This window comes from Marinomonas gallaica (assembly GCF_001639745.1).
In the GTDB taxonomy this organism is placed as follows: domain Bacteria; phylum Pseudomonadota; class Gammaproteobacteria; order Pseudomonadales; family Marinomonadaceae; genus Marinomonas; species Marinomonas gallaica.
Map to the genome: position 1 here is coordinate 412,384 of NZ_LTAX01000001.1, position 20,625 is coordinate 433,008.

Sequence of the window (20,625 nt, forward strand, 5' to 3'; positions counted from 1 at the left end):
AAATGGAGTCCATCAATCAATATAAGTCCATTTTTTTCAGTCTATCACAGACTAAAGAGCAAAAATAAAAGGTGCTTGTTAAGAAATGTGTGACTTTGTTTTGTTGATACACTACATGTAACCATAAACATCAGAACGATTCTTTCAATCTAAACCCTAACAGCGACCGAATACGACGTAGAAAAAAGAGGTAAAAGGAATCAATAGACGGCTGTAGACCAATATTGATGACGATTTTTGTAAACCCAGTATCAAATTAAGACTTATTGCAAAAATTATTCAGCAGAGTCCTTACTGTATAAACTCTACCAGTAGCTTCAATCGCTATAATGTAAATATTCAATCAGAATTTACTCTATAAGTGATTATTATGAAGCGACTTAACTTACTCAGCGCTGCTTTCCTTACTTTAGCAAGTAGCAGTATGTATGCCAGTGATAACCTTGTTAGTCTTACAGTCGATAACGATTTATTTCTTCAACAAGATGAAGGCTATACCAACGGTCTGTATTTAGCACTCTACGAACGCGGAGGTATTCCGGACTTGGAAGAGTCAGGAAGTTCACCAAAGCACAATTTCTTAGTCGCTCCCTTGATGTGGTCTATGCCTTCGTCGAATAACCTAGGGGCTGTTAACGCACTTAACATTGGTCAGACATTATTCACTCCCAGAGATTTATCATTAGAACAACCTGATCCAAATGATATTCCCTACTCCGCGATGATAGCCATCACCAGCTCGTACATCACGTTAGCAGAGAATCATGCTGACATGATCAGCACTAGCATTGGAGTGGTTGGCCCTGCGGCACTAGGCGAACCATCACAAAAGCTCATGCATAAAATTTTAGGCTCTGAACAACCGCAAGGATGGGACGCGCAGCTCAAAAATGAACCGGTATTTCAATTTGGCCGTGGCCGAGTCTGGCGCACGTGGGCTGCTGAATTAGACAATTATGATGTATTGGCCACGGCTAAAGCACACCTGGGAACGATTCAAAGTTCTGTCAATAGTAGCCTTATCATGCGCTATGGACGCGACTTAAAAGATTCGTTTGGCAGTGTTTTACTAATGGACTCGCGTACCACAAATCCGATTGCGGTGAATGGCGAATGGTACGTTTATGCGGGACTCGAAGCGGAGTATGTGTTCAATCAAGTTTTCACTGATGGCAACACATTTCGAGACAGTGCTTCAGTCGACTATGATAGAGAGTTTTTAGGCCTGAACTTTGGCATGACCTATTCTTGGGGGCAAAGTGCAATCACGTTTGCAGTAAACCATTCTGATATTTTTCAAACTCAATCAGACCGATACCGAAATGAAACGCGCTACGGTACGCTAACACTTGCTTGGCAAATCTGAAGAATAGCCTTTTTACTCTTCAACAAACCAATCTTTAGGGATACTGTCGAGAGAGGCTTTCAATGCTGCAAAACACGTTCGGTCAATCGCAGTATCTAGGTTTTCTTCCATAATCGACAACACTTTTGATACTGGCATAGCGCTACGATAAGGCCGTTCTGCAGATATCGCATCAAAAATATCCGCAGTTGTAATGATGCGTGTAATTAACGGGATATCTTGAGCGGCTATGCCTCGCGGATATCCCGTACCATCTAGCTTTTCATGATGAGAGGCTGCCATTTTAGCTAGCGATTTCAGTGGCGTGATTTGCTCTAAAATTATCTCGGTGTTAGCCGCATGTTGCTGGACCGCAAGCCATTCATCGGCATCCAACTTATCCGGTTTATCAAGGATCTGATTACTGACTCCAAGCTTACCTATATCATGTAATAAAGCCGCACGTTTAACCCATGTACATTCTAATTGACTGAGTTCCAGCTGCTCTGCAATCAAGGCCGAGTAAACCCCGACACGTTGACTATGACCGGATGTATACGGACTTTTTGCGTCAACGATTTTGCCGAAGGCGCTGACAATACAGTCAAAATATTCTTCGTCGAGTAACACATGTGTTTGCGCTGGCCCCAGAGCCATAACTTGCTGACGAATGCAGTCTGCATGCAGGCCTTCAACAAAACTTTGGTCTTTAATCAGTGCCTCCATTTCTGCCACTAAATAAGGATCAAACCATGAACCACTGCGCTGCTTTACTTCGTTCATGGCTGCCGACAAATCATGCTCTACTTGAAACACATCCACTACTTGAGCCATTAAAGCAATTCGAGAATAAAGCGGAATCTGGTCCGCTTTCAATTGCTCCGGACGCCCCTGTCCGTCCCAATGCTCGTCAAGACTTGCAATACCTAATGCAACAGGCTCAGAAAAGCGCAGCTCACGCGCCACATCAGCACCTCGCGAGCAACGAGTTTTAATTAACTCTTGAGCATAGTCTGCACCATTTTTCAAAATATCGATCGTAGTGGAAATACGAGATAACCAACTTTCCCCTTTACCTGCATTACGAACAACAAAGTTAATAACACTCGATAAGCTCGTTCCGACCGTTTTGAAATCTTTTTTAAACGCTCGGTCATCGGTTAAGTAAAGCTCGCAGATGCGTGCGGCGTTACTGCTACAGCCTGCGTCTTTTAGAAGTAAGGTGAAAAATAAATCGTGGAGGTCCTGCTCGGCTAACTCTAAGCGTTTACCTAGATGCATACCGATCCAACAGCAACGAATACAGTGCTCTGGCGGCTGACCTTCAGTCATATCTAAGGCCGTGGTGAGCGACAAAACAAGCTCAGATAATGGGATTTGCGCGCTTAGTTTGGATAGCTCCATAAGGATGTCCCCTTGCTCAAGCAATAAACTGTCAACTCAACGTAATAGCTATCTATATAAAACTAAAAAAGGGCTATGTATGAATAGCCCTTTGATTTTTAATTATGACACAACTTACAGTTCGCGCGACGAAAGAAATTCATCGTAGTTACCTTGGAAGTGTTCAACCTTACCATTCTTAATATGCAGAATTTCAGTTGCTAACGACGATACAAATTCACGGTCGTGGCTGACAAAGATCAACGTGCCAGGATACATTTCCAGTGCCATGTTCAATGACTCAATAGATTCCATATCCAAATGGTTAGTTGGCTCGTCCATGACTAATACATTGGTTTCTTGCATGATCAATTTGCCAAAGATAAGGCGGTTTTTCTCACCACCTGAACACACTTTGGCTTTCTTTTTAAAGTCATCTGCAGAAAACAACATACGACCTAGGGTAGCACGCACCGCTTGATCATCGTCGCCAGGTTTACGCCACTGAACCATCCAATCAAACAACGTTAGATCATTATCAAATAGATCGGTACTGTCTTGCGGGCAATAGCCTAATGAGGCATTCTCTGACCACTTTACCACGCCTTCTTTCGCTTCCAGCTCAGACATCAAACAACGCAGCAAGGTCGTTTTACCAACACCGTTTTCACCCAATACGGCAAGACGAGCACCTGCTTCAAGTAGCAGGTTCGCGCCACTAAACAATTTTTCACCTTCAAATCCATGACCTAAATTCTCTAGAATCAAAGCTTGGCGGTGTAGCTTTTTCGTTTGGGTAAAACGAATAAATGGGTTTTGACGGCTAGACGGTTTAATGTCTGCTAGCTCAATTTTTTCAAGCTGCTTCGCACGTGAGGTAGCTTGTTTCGCTTTCGACGCATTGGCAGAGAATCGTGCTACGAATTGCTTCAAATCCGCAATTTGCGCTGACTTCTTAGCATTCGCGGCCATCATGGTTTCGCGTGCTTGAGTTGACGCCAACATGAAGTCATCGTAATTACCTGGGTAAACACGCAGTTCACCGTAATCTATGTCTGCCATGTGAGTACAAACAGAGTTTAAGAAGTGACGGTCGTGTGAAATGATGATCATGGTTGAGTCATAGCGATTCAGCAGCTCTTCCAACCAACGAATCGAATCAATGTCCAAGTTGTTGGTCGGTTCATCTAACAACAGAATGTCAGGGTTTGAAAATAGCGCTTGAGCTAGCAATACGCGCAATTTAAGGCCAGGAGGTACTTCACTCATCGGGCCATAATGATACGATTCAGCAATACCCGCGCCTAATAAGATTTCGCCCGCTTTACTGTCGGCACTGTAGCCGTCCATTTCAGCAAATTCACCTTCTAAGTCGGCTACTTTCAAGCCGTCTTCTTCACTCATTTCTGGCAAGCTGTAAATGCGATCACGCTCTTTTTTAACTTCCCACAGCTCTTTATAACCCATGATTACCGCATCGATTACGCTGTATTCTTCAAAGGCAAACTGATCTTGGTTTAGCTTACCTACGCGCTGGTTCGGGGTGACGGATACGTTACCCGCTGTCGGCGTCAAGCTACCATCAAGAATCTTCATCAGTGTCGACTTACCACAGCCATTTGCACCAATTAGACCATAGCGATTGCCATCGCCGAATTTAACAGAAATGTTTTCGAATAGAGGTTTGCTACCAAACTGCATGGTAACGTTAGAAGCTACTATCATGGGGAATCCAGAAATTGAGGAGGCACTGTTTTGAGCGCTCGATGAAACGATGGGCGTACTATAAAGGCTGTATGTGAAATGTCCATGGCATTGATGAAAAAGTCATCATTTTTGATGTGTTTATTGTGCTAAAAATGCCTCTGAATTCCTGAAGAGTGTGGTCACTCTCATAAATAGCATCCTCTCTCTTTGAAGGGGAGCAAAGAGAGAGGGCTATGACCAAACTATTTTAGTGCCTTATTGACTTTGACCAACAACGCTTCGATCTCTTTATGACGTCCTTCATCGGCCAAAGGACGGTCTGGTCGTGGCGCAGCACTTTGCGCCATCTCTAAATATTTTTTTGCTTCTTCATATTTTCCATCATCGTATAAAAATTCAGCAAAGAAGTAATTACTGTCTATTCCGTTAGGGTTTTGTTTCAGAGATTGTTGCAGTAACTTTTTGGCTTTTTTATCGCTACCAAAGCCAATCGGCCAACCTGGTACTTTATGATACAACACACCTAAGCTGGTAAATGCTGACCCCTGAAGCACTGTTGCGTCTTGCTCAATCGCATCTTCAAAACTCTTTTTCGCTTCTTTTGCTAACGATAGCGCACCTAATCCGCCCTTCGCACCAGCGGTGCTAGACTGAATGATGCCCAACCAGACACGGTATTCTGCTTTTTCAGGATGCGCATTCAACTTCTGTTGCGCTTGCTCAATCAACTGCGCAAACGCAGCCTCTTTCTCATCGTCTGGGACTAAATAGTTAATCTCCGCCCATGTTCTCTGCAGTGTCTGAAGCCCTTTATCTGTCTCTTCAGCCCAACTATTTGACGCCATAGCGAGGGTGATAAGAGCAATACTTAGAATAGATTTCATAGAATTTTCTCCTTCAAGGTGGGTGCGATAAAGCGCTTAATGATGGGGAGCTTTTTAATAAGTGCTTTATCAACTAATGATGGGAATGCGCCATTTATTTTTACGAATAGGCGCTCAGGGAAGCCTATAAAAGCACGTGTCTTATGCTGCTCTAGCAGTAACATAAATTGTTTAGCAACCATTTCAGGCGTATCTACTTGATTGCCGAGCGCTTTGTTCATAGCAAATGACGCATCACTGTTAATCTGTGTATCCGTGGCTCTTGGCGCTAGATAAGAAACCTTTATATTGGTATCAGCAAGCTCACGTAACAGGGATTCGGTAAAGCCTCGCAAACCGAACTTACTGGCACAGTAAGCCGTTTGCCCAGCAAAGCCGATACTGCCAAAAGTTGAACCAATATTAATAATATGAGTGGTTCGACGCTGCTTCAGTTGAGGTAGCAACGCTTGTGTTAATAGCATCGGAACCATCAGATTCGTCTGAAGAACAGACTCTAAGACTTCGGTACTGGTATCTTCTAATGTAGATAAATGGCTTATACCAGCATTGTTCACCAGCATACTCACGCCACCCTGTTCAGTCAGTTTGCTTACTAATGATTCGCGCTCCTGAGCGTTCGACAAATCGGCGCAGCATACTTGGTGCTCTCCAGGTAGTTGCTCCTTTAAGGCATGCAGACGTGCGCTATTTCGTCCCACCAATACTAAGCTTACACCTTTTTGCGCTAATGCCTTGGCAATCGCCTGACCAATACCACCAGAGGCTCCGGTCAGTAAACAACGCTGATTACTCCACTCCATAACGACCTCTCTTATGCCGCTTGAACCGTAGCTTTAGAGTCTAAGCTACGGAAGATATTGGCATACAACGTAAAAAACATTTTGGCGCAATGAATGATGAGATCTTGTTCTTTAGGATCATTGATTTTATTCATTAAATTTTCAAAAAATACGATATGCTCTTGATCTAATGCACCATGGGAACGTAAGTAGCTGAAGGCCTCACTTTTAAGAGCTAATTTGTCTTGAATGTGTTGAGCGGCATTATCCGCTAAGGCAGTACTGGTTCCTTCTAAGACAAACACCATGCCAAAAAAACCCAGTGGATTGACACGGTTTACCATGTCATAGGCATAGGACACCATTAACTCAGTGGCTGCAGCAGGCTGGCTTGCACGAACGGCTTCTTTGTTCGAACCACATGCCGCGATGTCATTGAGAATCCACTCTTGGTGTCCCATTTCCTCTTCGATGTACTCCCCTACCGCTTCCCGCAACCATTCTTTTTCTTCTGGAAGACGGGCCCCAACAGCCATCAATAAAGGAACGGTATGCTTAACGTGGTGATAAGCTTGGGACAAAAACGCAACGTATTCATCGAGACATACTTCGCCATGGAAACAACGCTGAATAATCGGAGATGTCACCAAATAATGACGTTCCACTTGTGTCTCGTTTTGTAGTCGTTGGTACAAAGACATGATCTATCTCCTAGTAATCTGAATTATGGTTGGACTGGTACAAATCATTAATGCGATCTTTGTAGTGATCCAGAATGGCGTCTCGAATAGGTTTACCTGTGGCAGTAACAAGCCCTTCAGACGCTTCAAAAGGCTCCATTGCAAGCACCCAACCTTTGATTTGAGCGTAATCTGGCAAACCTGCATTCACCTGCTCTATCGTAGTTTTAACAAGGTCATCTGGAATTTCCGATGACATAAGAACGAGAATAGCGCCGCAATAAGCTCGTGCTTCACCAAAAACCACAACGCTTCTAAAAATCTGACTAGCAAGTAACTCTGACTCAACCCATTCAGGGGAAAGGTTACGCCCAAAAGAATTGATAATGATATTTTTTCTGCGACCTTGAATGGTTAATACATTGGCTTTCAAATCAACCAAATCGCCCGTTGCAAACTGGGTTGGATAAAAGCTCTCAGGGTGATTCATATAACCCAAAAAGAGGTTGCCCCTGACGATTAATTCACCCTCAACGACATTAGCCTCATTGTGCTCAAGCAATGTACCAGCACTTGTAAGATGGTCGTTATTTGGGGTATTCAAAGCCACGACCGAAGCACATTCGGATAGGCCGTATCCTTGATAGACAGGCAGTCCGAGCTGTCGCGCTCTACTCAGCATTTGTGCAGATACTTTGCCCCCTCCCACAGCGATAAACACTAATGACTCAGGTGGCTGCCAGCCTTGATTGCAAGCCTGCACCATAAACGATAATAATTCAGGCACCAGTATTAAGCTGGTTGGCTGTACTTGATTGATTAGCGCCAACATCGCTTTCGGTTGAACCATTCGGCTCCCCTCAAAGCCACGTTGCTGCTGACTAGCAAGATACACGCTACCCCCTACTAATAAGGGGGCATAAATACCTGCTATGTTTTCAAGTAGCGTCGCCAAAGGAAGCAAACACAGGTGTTTAACGTCTTGCAAAGCAAGTGCAGCAACTAATGAGCGCGCTACAACCAGCTGAGAATCGGTACTTAAACAAACCCCTTTTGGCGCTCCTGTTGTACCAGAAGTAAAGGTGATTTTATGGGTACCCTCAGGCAATTCCGGCTGTTCGTGCGGCTGGAAACTTTGAGCCTTTAACGTTTTGAAAGGCGTATCAAAACTTGCTACTGCAAATGCATCAGCCCGCTCAGCTTCAACAATCAGTAATTCAATAGCGCTGGACTCCAACAAATACTCAGTTTGCTGTACGCTAAAAAACACTGGAACAGGAACACAACATACACCTGCTTGTTGACACGCTAAATCAAACAATACCCATTCAATTTGATTATCCATTAACAAAGCAACACGACTCACGTTTTGCTTGAGCAGCCAATCACTGCGTGCCTGAACAGCGGCTTCAAGTTGAGCGTAAGTAAGTTGTTGCCCGGCGTCGATTAAAGCAATGTTCTGACTCCATGCTGGATGACTAAACCACATCATAAGCTCCGTAACGATGTCAGTAGTTGAGTGGAGTGGTTTTGTACTATGGACAATAACCCATGAAATTCTTTGCGTTGATAAGCCACTTTGATCGAAGCCTCAATGTCTAACACCATGACTTCGGGATCGTTATCGTAATATCGGCCCCATTCAGAGATAGCTGTGCCTACGCATTCGGCTTTCGCGGACGACAAATGCGTCATCGCAAAGCCCATCGTACCCAAAAGTTGGCGTACTTTATGAGTGCCTGAAAAAGCTAAATACCGCACATCTGTAAGAAACAGCCCCATGACAACCGTCATAATCAGAGGCAAGGTAAAGCGTGGACTTTGCGAATACAAATTGCCCATTTCAGCGATCTGAAAGCGCTCCGCCAAAATGCCATGATTGGCTAATACTTGCGTAATAGGCTTAGAAAGATACTGTTCAATAAACAATGGTTCGCTAGCGCGACGCACACCGACAGCGGCTCTCAGCTGCTTAGTTTTGATACCTAACAGTAAGGGAAGGAAGGTTTTCAAATCCGCTTCGTAACACTGACTAAAGCCTGATTTGATAAAGCACTCCAGCTCTGACCGAATGACCCCTTCATGTTTTGCCATGACAAATTCAAAGGACTGTTTTGGTCCTTGAAGCCGGTTCATTTTTACTGGGTGATCTTGAACTAGAAGCTCTTGCATCGTCTGTTCCTCATACTGAATAAGTACAGACTAAAACGCGAACCTTATGGGAAGCTTATGTGGTGAGTAATATTAGTAGAAAACAGGAATCGCTCCTCAGATATTAAACGTAATCTGAAGGTGTATTGATCACCCCGTTGTCTTGCATCAGCAAGTTAAAAAAGTCTCGATGATGCATTGGCTTTGAAAAATAGTATCCTTGGTACAAAGAGCACTCTCTCTGGGCCAAAAATTGATGCTGTATTTGAGTTTCAACACCTTCTGCGATTACTTCTAGGTTAAGCTTTTTAGCCATTAATAGAATCACATCAATAATCGGCGCATCGTCATCAAGGTTTGCTATGCCACTAACAAATGATCGATCAATCTTCAGCACGTTGATCGGTAATTGATTTAAATAACGCAATGAAGAGTAGCCCGTTCCAAAGTCGTCAATGGAAAACGAAATACCCTTTTCTTGCAGCACTTGCATTGTCTCAATGGCTTGCTTGAAATTATTAATCAAAAGGTTTTCAGTAATTTCGAACTCTATATTAATACCAGGGACTGGGTATCTTTCTAATATTGGTAGCATGCGTTGAATAAAATCTGCCTGCATAAAGTGAGACGGGCTAATATTAATAGATAAATGGCGGAATGTGCTTGGCAGGTTCGTTGCTTGCCAACGAGACAATAAACTCAGAGACTCCTCTAGAACCCATTCTTCAATAGCACTTATTTGCCCAGACTCTTCGGCTACAGAGATAAAATCCATTGGCGATATCATGCCTTTTTCTGGGTGTCTCCAACGCAGCAACACCTCAGCCCCCGTAATGACATACTCATTAGATACTTGCGGCTGTATCCAAATTTCCAGTTGATTACGCTCTACAGCTTTATACAGCCCTTCTTCTAACTGCCAACGTTTTTGAGCTTCTTGCTGCATGGTGACATCAAAAAATCGATACCCATTGCGACCTTCCGCTTTTATGCGATACATAGCCGTATCCGCTCTGCGCAATACCTGACTACTTGTGTCGTCCAACTGCGGGAATGTTGTCAGACCAATACTGGCCGAACAATGAATCAAATTTCGACCTATTTGTACTGGTACCGCAATAATACTGGCCACCTCAGCGGCAACAGACATCGCTTTTTCTGCAGCTTCATCTTCTTCGGTACTCAATCCTGGCAACATCACAACAAACTCATCACCGCCAAATCGAGCAACGGTCACAGATTTCTGCATAACACCTTTTAATCGTTGTGCTAAGGTCGTCAAAAGCTGATCACCAACTTGGTGACCCAAAGAGTCATTAATGGTTTTAAAGCGATCTATATCTAAGTACATCACCGCACCAACATGTTGCTGCTTAACACCTAACTCTACAGCCTTATCAAGTTGTTCAACAAAACGACGACGGTTGGCAAGATCCGTTAATGGGTCAAAATAAGCAAGCGTTGCTACCTGTCGACTTGCCAAGTCTTTCTTATGCCAAATCTGTTCAACATTTTGCACCAGCTCGCCCAATTCATCTTGTTTTTCATAGGGCGGAGCTAAGCCGCGATGATCTTGATCCAACTCTGCCACCCAGCGAGAAACCTGCTGAATAGGCTTAGATAACACGTAATAGAATACAAGAAATAAGAGCAAGCTCAATGCAAAGGTAGCAACCAGACCACTAACCGCAAGGGTCACCGCGCGATTGGTCAAGCCATTAGCAACATATTGCTTATCTAATTTAAGGACTAACAAGCCGTCTGCTTCTTCACTCGATTTAATAGTGATCGTTCTTTTAAACGTATCTGGAAGACCGAGTAAATTAAAACTGTACTCATCAAGCTGAAGACTTTTTGGATGTTTTTTTTCGACGCTAGCAGAGGCAATTTTCTCTCCGAAATCATCGTATATCTGAACATCGTAAAACAAAGGATCATTAATAAGTGTATCAGCAATTGTTTGTGTCTGAATGGAATCTAAATTATAAATGGCTCGCTCTAAATTGGGTACATACAATTCAATTGAGCGCCCCACGTTGGCACGCAAGTTATCACGTACATGATTAAGATCCATGTAGAATTGAACTAGCGCTGAGCAACCGCCAATCAGAAAAGACGAAATAAGAATGATTTTAGCTTGTTGATACGCTATTCGCTGTCCAATTTTCAATGAAGAGTTTCCTTACCTGTCACTGGTCTGTAAATACTCAGACACAATACTATCGTATAAACCATTGGCTTTAATTGTCCTTAAACCGTTGTCCATCTCGAACTTCAAACGTTCAGAATTAGGGTATTGTTGACTGATACATAAATATAGTGGAAGTGATTTTTCATCCAAAAGAGGGCTTATTTTGATCTCGGACTGCATTTTTAGCTTTTTAACATTATAAAGCGCAGGATACTCAGCCATATAAAGCACATCAACATTTCGATATCGCACAGCTTTTAAAGCACTGTCTAAATCTGGAGCTACCTGATGGTCTACGCCACCGTTGATCAACTCTTTTTGCATTCCCCAATCTTTGACAGCCACTACTGAGTATCGGCTTAAATCTGTGATCTTTCTAATAGTGCCCGTATCTAAGCTTTTTTTACTTACCACAACTCGACTAGCATAAGAAATTGGGATACTAAAAAGCATGTAGTCGTCACGGGCCTCTTCTTTAGAACAAGATACCGTGCCTGCAATCCGGCCTTCTTGCATAGATTTAATAATCCGTTTCCAAGGTAGCCTTTCAAATGTCACATCTACCCCTTGGCTATCAAACGCAGCTTTTACTACCTCGATATCAATACCATGAATCGTTGAGTCGTTATTTGGTGCCATAATATAAGGAGGGTAATCCACAACATAAAACGTATATACGTCATTTGCTTTGACTAAGCCCGAAAACGAAAGCATCAGGGGAATCATCAGAGACGTTAAAAACTTGCTCATATTCAGGCTCTAATTATCTGTTATGCTCAAAAGATATATCTCATTAAAGACTAGCACATTTGGGCTTCACTGCAGCAACTAAATTGACCTAAGCAGCATGCTCCCTATGTCGAGCAGCTGTTTAGGCATTAGTAGCATGTCGTTTCCAAGTCTAACCAACACTCTTGATATAGCAATACTTGATCAACTGTCGCGGACATAAAAAAACCCTAAACCAAAGTTTAGGGTTTTAATCATGTCGTCTTTATAAGAGAAAGTTATTCACTCGATTTAAAACGACTCACCATCGATTGCAATTCATTTGCTAACTCATTAAGTGACGCCGCGGTATGAGACACTTGAGACGCTAAGCTACTGGAGTCATTTGCACCATCATGAATAACCAATACATTATTATTAATTTCTTCAGCCACTAAATGTTGCTCTTCCGCAGAAGCACTGATTTGAATCATCATATCTTTAATGGTCAACACTGAAGCCAATATTTGCTCGAAGACTTGGTATGTTTGACCCGCTAACTCGACTGAGCTGTTAGCGACCACAACACTATTCTCCATTTTGCCTGCGACAATATTAGTTTGTTGTTGCAAGCGCGTCAGTAGTTTATCAATTTCATCTGTTGATTCCGCAGTACGACCCGCTAACGTTCTAACCTCATCAGCAACTACGGCAAAACCTCGACCCTGTTCACCCGCTCGCGCGGCCTCAATAGCGGCATTCAATGCTAGCAAGTTTGTTTGTTCTGCTATGGCTTTAATCGTATCTAGGATGCCAACAATATTCTTCGATTCTTGAGATAACGTCCCCATGGATTCGTTTGAACTGTTAATTTCAGATTCAAGCTTATGAAGTGAGTCCATTGTCTGTTGAATCAAACGATTACCTTCTTGAACTTGAGATTCACTGTCTTCAGCTGAGGCTGCAGCGGAACTACAGTTTGAAGCCACTTCGTTAGCCGTAGCAACCATTTCATTAAAGGCGGCAGAAAGATGATCAACTGAATTCGCTTGTTTAGAGACGATGCCACTTAAATCAGCGGAAAGTGTTTCTGAATGATGTGCCACTTTACCAATTTCATTACAAGAGTTTTTGGTACGCCCAACGATACTATCAATGGATGCCACGAACTGATTAAACGCATGAGCCATTTGTCCAGACTCGTCTTTTGAGTGCTCTTCAAGACGCTGCGTTAAGTCCCCTTCACCTTGACTAATATCCGTTAAACGCTCTGCCATAACCTTCACAGGTTTGATAATCACGCTTGAAAGGAAAGAACCAATAACGATGAAGATAATCACCATAATGACTGAAATAATAACAATGTTCGTAATTAAGTTATTCGCCTGCGCGTACACTACACTGCTTGGGATTAATCCAATGAACTTCCAGCCCAGCGCTTCAGACGTATAGACTCGAGCGAACCACTCATCACCTTCAATCGTCAATGTCTGGATCGTATCGCTACTGCTTAAAGAAGCGTAGGGGCGTGATGCGTCAGAGATATCTTTAAAGTTGTTTTCAGGATCCGCTGGGTCAGCCAATATAGTATTGGTATCTTCCACCATCACCACATAGCCCTCGCCACCAAACTTAACTGTGGCTAATAACTCTGTCAGCTTCTGTAATGTCACATCCACACCCACTACACCATAGGCACCGTCTTTACCTTCAAAGCGCTGCAAGTAATCCACTAGCGGCGCACCGGTAAAAGTATCTCGGTAGGCAGGAATGCGTTTGGGAGTAGTAGAGTTAATGGATTGTGTGTACCAGCCCTTTTTAGTAGGGTCATAATTTTCACCGCTGTTACCGTGCGGCCATTGCAAATAGCCTTTATCGGCTGTGCCAACCCATATGTAAGCAAGGTCAGGATGCGTTTCCCCGAAATCTTCGAACAATGAAAAGGCTGCTTGCTCTTGCGGCGAATTTGACTCAGGCGTCATTTTTTTAACTGGCTGGTTAGCATAGCTCTCAATGCTATTCGGCATAATATTTTGAACTGCGTCGGCTCGCGCAAAAAACGCGGCGTTCTCAGCCAAATTATTCAAGTACATTGAAAACAATGCGTCTACATAGCTGATTTCAGATTTACTTTGGTTATCAAATTTATCTACGGCATCAGTACGCACGCTGCTAATGATAACTAAAGACACCAGTAATACCGGTAAAATAACCCCAGCAGCGACTAATGCAATGATTTTTGCACGAACTGTCATACGTACCTCTCAAACTCTCAGTTTGGGCTAATCCCAATTTTTAGAATAGAATGCCGTATCGAACTATGTCATAAACATAGCGCTGGACGACTTAGGCGTTTGTCCAGAACATCCTTATTCATAACTGAGCGGTACATGCACACATACACGCCAAGTAAAATCCAAAGTATTGCCCTAACACTATAAATTAGAAAAAACTAATTTAAAATACTTAAAAAACACTTATCCAAAACAATCGTTTCAAATAACGCGACTAGCGAAAAGTTAAAAATGCCTTATCAATAATTATTCGACCTAATCATCTAAATATAGCAGCGCTCAGGTCATGTCGAAGTGTTAATTCAGTATTAACCGGAGCAGTGGCAAGTTTTTCTACTAGTAAAGGATAAGAAAATGATGCTGCTGTCAGCATTCTAAGCTGCATCGGTCATATGTATTAAAATTGTTTTATTCAAACAAAACAATCTATTACGCATTTATTTTGATACCTCTAGCATAATGCTTCTAAGCAAAACTTTGAAGTTTATTATTGTGAAGTGTTGTAGCGAAAAAGCTCAACTCTGATGACCATGCGTAAACACTCGCACAATCTTTCATTTAGCTGACCCCTAACAGAAAAGTAAAGAGGATTATTCTTCCTTACGTTCTAAACGTATACGTTAGAATATCTGCAATTTTTCGATCTACCTCGACGCCAACTGCAGCAAAATCCTCACGCTCAACTTGGTATAGAAATGGTTTGATCTCACGAAGTTTAACGATCGCTTTTGGGTCTTCTGTTAGTAACACGGCTACGTATGAGAAAGCATCGTAATAGGCAAAACCGTTATCTTTTAAGGCGTTAAGATAAGAGTCCAGTGTTTCTTCACCAAACACCTGCTTAATGGCTGTTATGGCACCATACACAGCCGTTCCTTCACTTAATACCGAAGCTTTATCCTCTTTTCCAAGTGGGTACAATCCACGTACCAGCTCTTGTACGACATCGGCAAGCAACATAACATCGTTACTAAATCCTCTCGCAGGCATACGAATTTTATAGCGATAAGGTAACTCATCAGACTCAAGAAGTATTTCAGGCTTGGCAATATCTGAATCCACTTCAAAGCCTACAAACTGCGCTTCTTCATTGGATACTCCAAATAAAAACTCTACCGCAGGCAACCATGCTGCACGGATTTTATCCAGTTTTTGAACCTGCGTAAGTTGAGACTCTGACACCTGCTGTACCCCGTTAAATCAATTACATGACACTAAGTCGCTGCTTAGTATTTCTAGACAAGAACTTTATCATACCGATACCATTTGCGACCAGAACGAGCATTAAATACTGCGACACATTCACTGTGCTAAAAGAGCCCCATGAATGCAATGAGGCTCATTGTGAGTTAACGCTTATGGGCTAACGCTGTTTTAGTGCAATCCCCATCGATACGGTGTTTTTCTTGCTCCAAAATTTCTTCGGTAAACTGCCCCATAAAGCAACAGCAAATGCCCTCACCGATCATGGTACGCGGCCCCATTGGGTGGCCAATATGTTTATAAACACCATGGTGGTGATGCCCTTCTCCATGACTGTGCCCATGAGAATGATCATGACTGTGAGAATGACTATGTCCATGGGAATGTCCGTGATCACTATGCGAGCGATCCATCACATGAATACTGTCAAAGCTAACCGCATGCTTCGTATCGGACTCAGATAGACCGTGAGTATCGTCTTGAGGGTCTACAAACTCCGCATGATGGTGATGCACATCGACTTCGCCTGCTGCTAGGCGACGCTTAAAAGAGCTCATTAACGTTTCATCAGATGAGCTGAACAATGAACCGTCCATGATTTCATTTACGCGGTTTACAAACGCATCGATAACGCGTTCGTGATCGCTTAAATAATGTGCTTGAATAAACTCGATAGATGGATGCTCTTGCGCCACTTTGTCCACATAACCTTGGATACGTTTAATCAAGCGTCCGGTAAATAGGAAGTATGGGGCAATAACAATACGTTTGAATCCTAGCTTTACCAGTTTATCAAGACCGACACCCACAGACGGGTATGTCACGCCGGAATACACTGTATCAGCCCAGCCAAAGCCCATGTTCTCATTCACGATACGCGTCAATTTAGCAGCTTCAGCATTTGCTGAAGTGTCTGATGTACCACGCCCCACTACCACGAGCATAGTGTCATACAGTTCACTAGGTGGATTCTGAGGATCCAAGCCTAATGATTCGTAAATTCGTGCTTGAAAGGCTTCAATCATGTCTTCTTGTAAGCCCAACTCCCGACCGTAATGCATAGATAAGCCATCCTGCTTTTCTTGAAATGTGGTCAGTACGGATGGGATATCGTTTTTTGCATGGGTCGCAGCAAACAACATACCTGGAATCGCATAGATGTCTTCAACCCCCTGTTTAAGTAGATTGTTTAAGCCCATATGAATGTTCGGTGCTGAAAACTCTAAAAAGCCATATTCAACAGGAAGATCCGGAAAGCGTTTTTTCAAACCTTCCGCCACCAAACCAAATTCGCGCTCCGCATCCTTATCGCGACTTCCATGGCCACAGATCATAATGCCTTTTTGTTTTACTGGATTTGAATTACTCATGCTTTTTCTCAAGTTTATTTAACGCTTTAGCGCTTATGTTAATGGGTCAATACCAATTGGTAGATCACAAAAAGACGCTTAACCTTGCTGCTCTTGACGCTGATCGATCTCTAAAAGAAAAGACTGGATCTTGCCAGCGTATTCCTGCGACTCGGTCCACATGCCACGTTGAATGGCTTCCAACAGTCGCTCAGCCATTTCGGCTTGTGCGTATGGGTTGTTGTCCGCCATAAATTGCTGGTTGGCTGGATCAAACAGTAAGGCATCTGTCACTTGTTGGTATTGATAGTTAGCAACCAAATCCGTGGTTGCATCGTAAGCAAATAAATAATCCACGGTTGCGGTCATTTCAAATGCTCCTTTATAGCCATGCTCTTGCATCGCTGAAATCCATTTCGGATTCAACACACGCCCTCGAATAACGCGATTAAGCTCTTCTTTTAAGGTGCGTATTTTCGGTGTGGAAGGATTTGAGTGATCACTGTGGTAGACGCTTGGAGCCTTACCACTTAAGTGGGTAACGGCATTGGTCATGCCCCCTTGAAATTGATAGTAATCATCCGAATCCAATAGATCATGTTCGCGATTGTCTTGATTTTGCACTACCGCCTCCAGCTTAGATAAGCGCGTAGAAAATGCCTCTTTGGCATCCACACCATCGCGCAAGTCGCCGTCGTAAGCGTAGCCTCCCCAATTCAGATAGGCTTCCGCCAAATCGGCTTTAGAATCCCAACAGCGCTCATCAATCAGCCCTTGAAGACCGGCACCATATGCGCCCGGCTTGCTACCAAACACTCGATAGGACGATTGTCGAGCAGCTTCCGCTTTTGATACACCCTGATCTATTAACTCACTTTCACGGGCACGAACATTCGCTTGAATCGTATTCCCATTACCGGGTTCTTCATACTCAATAATGGCTTGTACCGCAGCATCGTATAAGCGCATGACATTAGCAAAGGCGTCCCGAAAAAAACCCGAAACGCGTAAGGTAACATCGACTCTGGGACGACCTATTTGCATACAAGACAACACTTCAAAATCGCTCACACGATTCGAACCTGGTGCCCAAATGGGACGTACGCCCATCAGCGCAAAGGCTTGCGCGATATCATCACCACCAGTGCGCATCGTAGCGGTTCCCCAAACAGACAACCCAAGGTTCGTCGGATAATCACCATGCTCCTGCAAATGACGCAATATCAGCGCCTGCGCTGATTTTTCACCAATTGCCCAGGCCGCAGGAGAAGGTATCGCACGATTATCAACAGAGAAAAAGTTACGCCCTGTCGGCAACGTATCTAAACGTCCTCGCGTAGGGGCACCACTTGGGCCAGGAGGGACAAATTGCCCCGCTAAACCGTTAATCAACGCGGCAATTTCATCCTGTTCACTCTGTCGCAAGGCTTGCATTAAAGTGTTATTAGCATGGTTGAGTAAGGCCGCGGTATTAGGCCACTGATCTGATGATAGTGGCTTGTGATCCATCAACACTTGCGTGACACATTGTTGTGCCAATAACTCTAAACGCTCTTTAGCGTCCGCATGAGTACGCCATGGTGCCGAGCTTATCGCCTGCAATACATGAGGCTTATGACTCTGCCAAGGTAGAGTTGCTGATTCCATTGGGTTGAACTCAGCCTCACTCAAAGCTAGGTCAATAGCCAGTGAATGCAAAATCCCTTGGCTAGTTGTCTCTCTACCACGCGGTAGTCGCAATAATGCAACAATGGTATCCGCCAATTTATCGCGTTCCGGAAGCTCACCTAGACGATGCAAGCCGTGGCGAATTTGTGACTCTTTGATCTCACATAAATAGGCGTCTAGCTCTTCTAGTACAGACGCCTCATCATCCGCTTTAACGCCGGTCAGCTCTTCTAACAAGTGACTTGAACGGACTTTTTCTAAAATAGACGATTTTAGCCACGTCTCTCGACGCTCATCCATGCCAAGCGCTTGGTAGTATTCATCAACCAACGTTTCCAACTCTGCCATGTCGCCATAGCTTTCTGCTCGGGTCATCGGTGGCATAAGATGATCAATAATAACCGCTTGAGTGCGTCGCTTTGCTTGCGCTCCTTCACCGGGATCATTGACGATGAATGGATAAAAATGCGGCATAGGCCCCATCGCGATGTCGGGCCAGCATTGGTCTGATAACGCGGTACCTTTGCCCGGTAGCCATTCTAGGTTGCCATGCTTACCGACATGAACAATCGCATCCACTTGGTACACATGACGAAGCCAGAAGTAATAGGCTAAATAGCTGTGTGGCGGAATCAAATCAGGATCGTGATAATTCGCCGCAAGATCGAGATTAAAACCACGGGCAGGTTGAATTCCAATAAAGGTTTCGCCTAACCGAATGCCAGCCAACATCATGCGCCACTCACCTTCTACAGCGCGACATTTATGGTCTTCTTCTGGCGCCCCCCAACGCTCCCAAACCGCTTGTTGAGACGTAAGCGGTAGCTGATAGAAATAATGCAAGTAGTCATTTAGCGCCAAACTCTGCCAACATCCACGTTGATGCAATGTGTTCGGATTGTTTGTAACTGCTCCCAGCAGCGCCTCGATGAGCGCATTGCCATCTTCGGGTATGCCTTCTATTGGATAGCCCGCCCACTCTAAAGCTCGCAATAGATTGATCGTTGAGGCAGGTGTGTCTAAACCTACTCCATTACCAATTCGACCATCTTTGGTCGGGTAATTGGCGAGTATAAAAGCGATCCGTTTTTGTGAGTTTGGTATGTGTTTAAGGCGGCTGTATTGCTTTGCTAATTGCGCCACAAATGTAGCCCGTTCCGTATGCAACTGATAACGAATTAAATCGATTTGAGCTAACTCATTGAAGTGAGATAAGGCTTTAAAGCTCACAGCGCGCGTGATGATTCGCCCATCCATTTCAGGTAATACAATTTGCATTGCTACATCTCGGCTGCGTAAGCCTTGGGATTGTTCTAACCAATCTTCTTCCGTGCTACCGGATAAGATGAGCTGTAATACAGGAATAGGCTGTTCAAAGACCGAGGCAAACTCAGTGGGTTCAGACGCCAAATCAGGGCTACCAGCGCGATTAGCTGAAAATCCGGTGCAATTTAAAATAATAGTCGCCTCAGATCGGTCGATCATAGACTCTACCAATTCAATGCTCACGCCATCCTTCAGAGAGCTCAACGCTACCTGTAGCGGAATCACGCCCTGCTCATATAGGATTGAGGACAAATCACTAAACACTTGCGTGTTACCGCTTTGAAAGTGCGAGCGATAATACAACACCAATGCCACCGGCCATTGCTGTGCTAACGCCTCTTGATAATGGGTTTGCCAATCCAAATAACGCACAGCTTGGCCTTGATCGACAATAAACGCATTGGGAATCGTCGACGGTTCGCACCATTTAGCTTCACCGTCAAACCAGAGTGACTGCAAGTACTGAAGCATTTGTACCGCATTGCTTTGCCCGCCTTCACGAAGGTAACGCCAAACACGTGTGACAGTTTCTTGCGTGGCGGATGAGGCACGCATGATCTCTGGGTCTGCGCTGTCATCTCCAGGCACCACAATAAGATGTCGATGATGTTTAGCATTTACCCATGCCTGTAAGCGCTCAAAGCCGTAAGGCCAATAATGCTGTCCGCCTAGCAGTGATAGAATCACCACTTGAGCACGGTTTTTTTGCGTTGGTTTATCCAGTACTGTGGATTCATAGAGGTCGAATGCCGCCGGTTTGACCAGCTGCATCCAATTGGCTAACCGTACACTTGGGGCTCCCTCATGATGCCATGTATCGAGCGCTGTCCCCAGAGCGGTTAACAGTGAGTCGGCAGCCGCCAATACAACAATATCAGCCGGGGTTTGCCCCAAATCGATGATGCCTTCATCGTCAACAAAGCCACCTGGTTTGGCTGCCAGTAAATGCACTCT

General features: G+C 44.0%; 14 protein-coding genes. 1 reads left to right on the forward strand and 13 read right to left on the reverse strand.

Annotated elements, in window-relative coordinates:
• Positions 1 to 370 precede the first annotated feature (370 nt).
• Positions 371 to 1,366 (forward strand): lipid A deacylase LpxR family protein, encoded by a 996-nt coding sequence (locus AYW76_RS01925; protein WP_067215031.1) that lies wholly within the window; start codon positions 371 to 373, stop codon positions 1,364 to 1,366.
• A 12-nt stretch (positions 1,367 to 1,378) separates the two neighbouring features.
• Here the strand turns inward: AYW76_RS01925 and AYW76_RS01930 are convergent, their stop codons facing one another.
• The 13 genes from AYW76_RS01930 to cobN form a co-directional block, all read right to left on the reverse strand.
• Positions 1,379 to 2,749 (reverse strand): HD-GYP domain-containing protein, encoded by a 1,371-nt coding sequence (locus AYW76_RS01930; protein WP_067215034.1) that lies wholly within the window; start codon positions 2,747 to 2,749, stop codon positions 1,379 to 1,381.
• A gap of 114 nt (positions 2,750 to 2,863) precedes the next feature.
• Entirely contained in the window at positions 2,864 to 4,453 is a 1,590-nt protein-coding gene (locus tag AYW76_RS01935) for an ABC-F family ATPase (RefSeq protein ID WP_067037170.1), read from the reverse strand.
• Between the two features lie 224 nt (positions 4,454 to 4,677).
• A complete protein-coding gene (locus AYW76_RS01940) occupies positions 4,678 to 5,319 on the reverse strand; it encodes a tetratricopeptide repeat protein (RefSeq protein WP_067215036.1) in 642 nt (213 codons plus the stop codon).
• The gene (locus AYW76_RS01945) at positions 5,316 to 6,122 is read right to left on the reverse strand and encodes an SDR family oxidoreductase (RefSeq protein WP_067215038.1); all 807 of its coding nucleotides are present in this window, start codon (positions 6,120 to 6,122) and stop codon (positions 5,316 to 5,318) included. The genes AYW76_RS01940 and AYW76_RS01945 overlap by 4 nt, the downstream gene beginning before the upstream one ends.
• Positions 6,123 to 6,133: 11 nt before the next feature.
• Positions 6,134 to 6,802: a TenA family transcriptional regulator gene (locus AYW76_RS01950; RefSeq protein WP_067037176.1), complete on the reverse strand. Its 669-nt coding sequence runs from the start codon at positions 6,800 to 6,802 to the stop codon at positions 6,134 to 6,136.
• A 10-nt stretch (positions 6,803 to 6,812) separates the two neighbouring features.
• Complete coding sequence (locus AYW76_RS01955) at positions 6,813 to 8,273, reverse strand: AMP-binding protein (RefSeq protein ID WP_231872525.1); 1,461 nt, start codon at positions 8,271 to 8,273, stop codon at positions 6,813 to 6,815.
• Positions 8,270 to 8,953 carry a thermostable hemolysin gene (locus AYW76_RS01960; RefSeq protein ID WP_067037184.1) on the reverse strand — a complete coding sequence of 228 codons (684 nt, stop codon included), beginning with the start codon at positions 8,951 to 8,953 and terminating at the stop codon, positions 8,270 to 8,272. Before AYW76_RS01960 ends, AYW76_RS01955 begins: the two co-directional genes overlap by 4 nt.
• Positions 8,954 to 9,056: 103 nt before the next feature.
• Complete coding sequence (locus tag AYW76_RS01965) at positions 9,057 to 11,102, reverse strand: putative bifunctional diguanylate cyclase/phosphodiesterase (protein WP_067215043.1); 2,046 nt, start codon at positions 11,100 to 11,102, stop codon at positions 9,057 to 9,059.
• 12 nt (positions 11,103 to 11,114) lie between these two features.
• Positions 11,115 to 11,873: a substrate-binding periplasmic protein gene (locus AYW76_RS01970; protein WP_067215046.1), complete on the reverse strand. Its 759-nt coding sequence runs from the start codon at positions 11,871 to 11,873 to the stop codon at positions 11,115 to 11,117.
• Between the two features lie 257 nt (positions 11,874 to 12,130).
• Positions 12,131 to 14,086 carry a methyl-accepting chemotaxis protein gene (locus tag AYW76_RS01975; RefSeq protein WP_067215048.1) on the reverse strand — a complete coding sequence of 652 codons (1,956 nt, stop codon included), beginning with the start codon at positions 14,084 to 14,086 and terminating at the stop codon, positions 12,131 to 12,133.
• A 639-nt stretch (positions 14,087 to 14,725) separates the two neighbouring features.
• Positions 14,726 to 15,307, reverse strand: a complete 582-nt coding sequence (locus tag AYW76_RS01980) for a hypothetical protein (protein ID WP_067215051.1) — start codon at positions 15,305 to 15,307, stop codon at positions 14,726 to 14,728.
• Positions 15,308 to 15,474: 167 nt separating this feature from the next.
• Complete coding sequence (locus AYW76_RS01985) at positions 15,475 to 16,698, reverse strand: sirohydrochlorin chelatase (protein WP_067215053.1); 1,224 nt, start codon at positions 16,696 to 16,698, stop codon at positions 15,475 to 15,477.
• 78 nt (positions 16,699 to 16,776) lie between these two features.
• On the reverse strand, positions 16,777 to 20,622 hold the full coding sequence (gene cobN, locus AYW76_RS01990) for a cobaltochelatase subunit CobN (protein ID WP_067215057.1): 3,846 nt from the start codon (positions 20,620 to 20,622) through the stop codon (positions 16,777 to 16,779).
• Between the last annotated feature and the right edge of the window lie 3 nt (positions 20,623 to 20,625).

Bases quoted from the DNA above. Each gene is read 5' to 3' on its own strand.
- AYW76_RS01975 (WP_067215048.1), bottom strand. From the start codon at position 14,086: ATGACAGTTCGTGCAAAAATCATTGCATTAGTCGCTGCTGGGGTTATT.
- AYW76_RS01945 (WP_067215038.1), bottom strand. From the start codon at position 6,122: ATGGAGTGGAGTAATCAGCGTTGTTTACTGACCGGAGCCTCTGGTGGT.
- AYW76_RS01950 (WP_067037176.1), bottom strand. From the start codon at position 6,802: ATGTCTTTGTACCAACGACTACAAAACGAGACACAAGTGGAACGTCAT.
- AYW76_RS01940 (WP_067215036.1), bottom strand. From the start codon at position 5,319: ATGAAATCTATTCTAAGTATTGCTCTTATCACCCTCGCTATGGCGTCA.
- AYW76_RS01925 (WP_067215031.1), top strand. From the start codon at position 371: ATGAAGCGACTTAACTTACTCAGCGCTGCTTTCCTTACTTTAGCAAGT.
- AYW76_RS01970 (WP_067215046.1), bottom strand. From the start codon at position 11,873: ATGAGCAAGTTTTTAACGTCTCTGATGATTCCCCTGATGCTTTCGTTT.
- AYW76_RS01985 (WP_067215053.1), bottom strand. From the start codon at position 16,698: ATGAGTAATTCAAATCCAGTAAAACAAAAAGGCATTATGATCTGTGGC.
- AYW76_RS01955 (WP_231872525.1), bottom strand. From the start codon at position 8,273: ATGATGTGGTTTAGTCATCCAGCATGGAGTCAGAACATTGCTTTAATC.
- AYW76_RS01960 (WP_067037184.1), bottom strand. From the start codon at position 8,953: ATGCAAGAGCTTCTAGTTCAAGATCACCCAGTAAAAATGAACCGGCTT.
- AYW76_RS01935 (WP_067037170.1), bottom strand. From the start codon at position 4,453: ATGATAGTAGCTTCTAACGTTACCATGCAGTTTGGTAGCAAACCTCTA.
- AYW76_RS01930 (WP_067215034.1), bottom strand. From the start codon at position 2,749: ATGGAGCTATCCAAACTAAGCGCGCAAATCCCATTATCTGAGCTTGTT.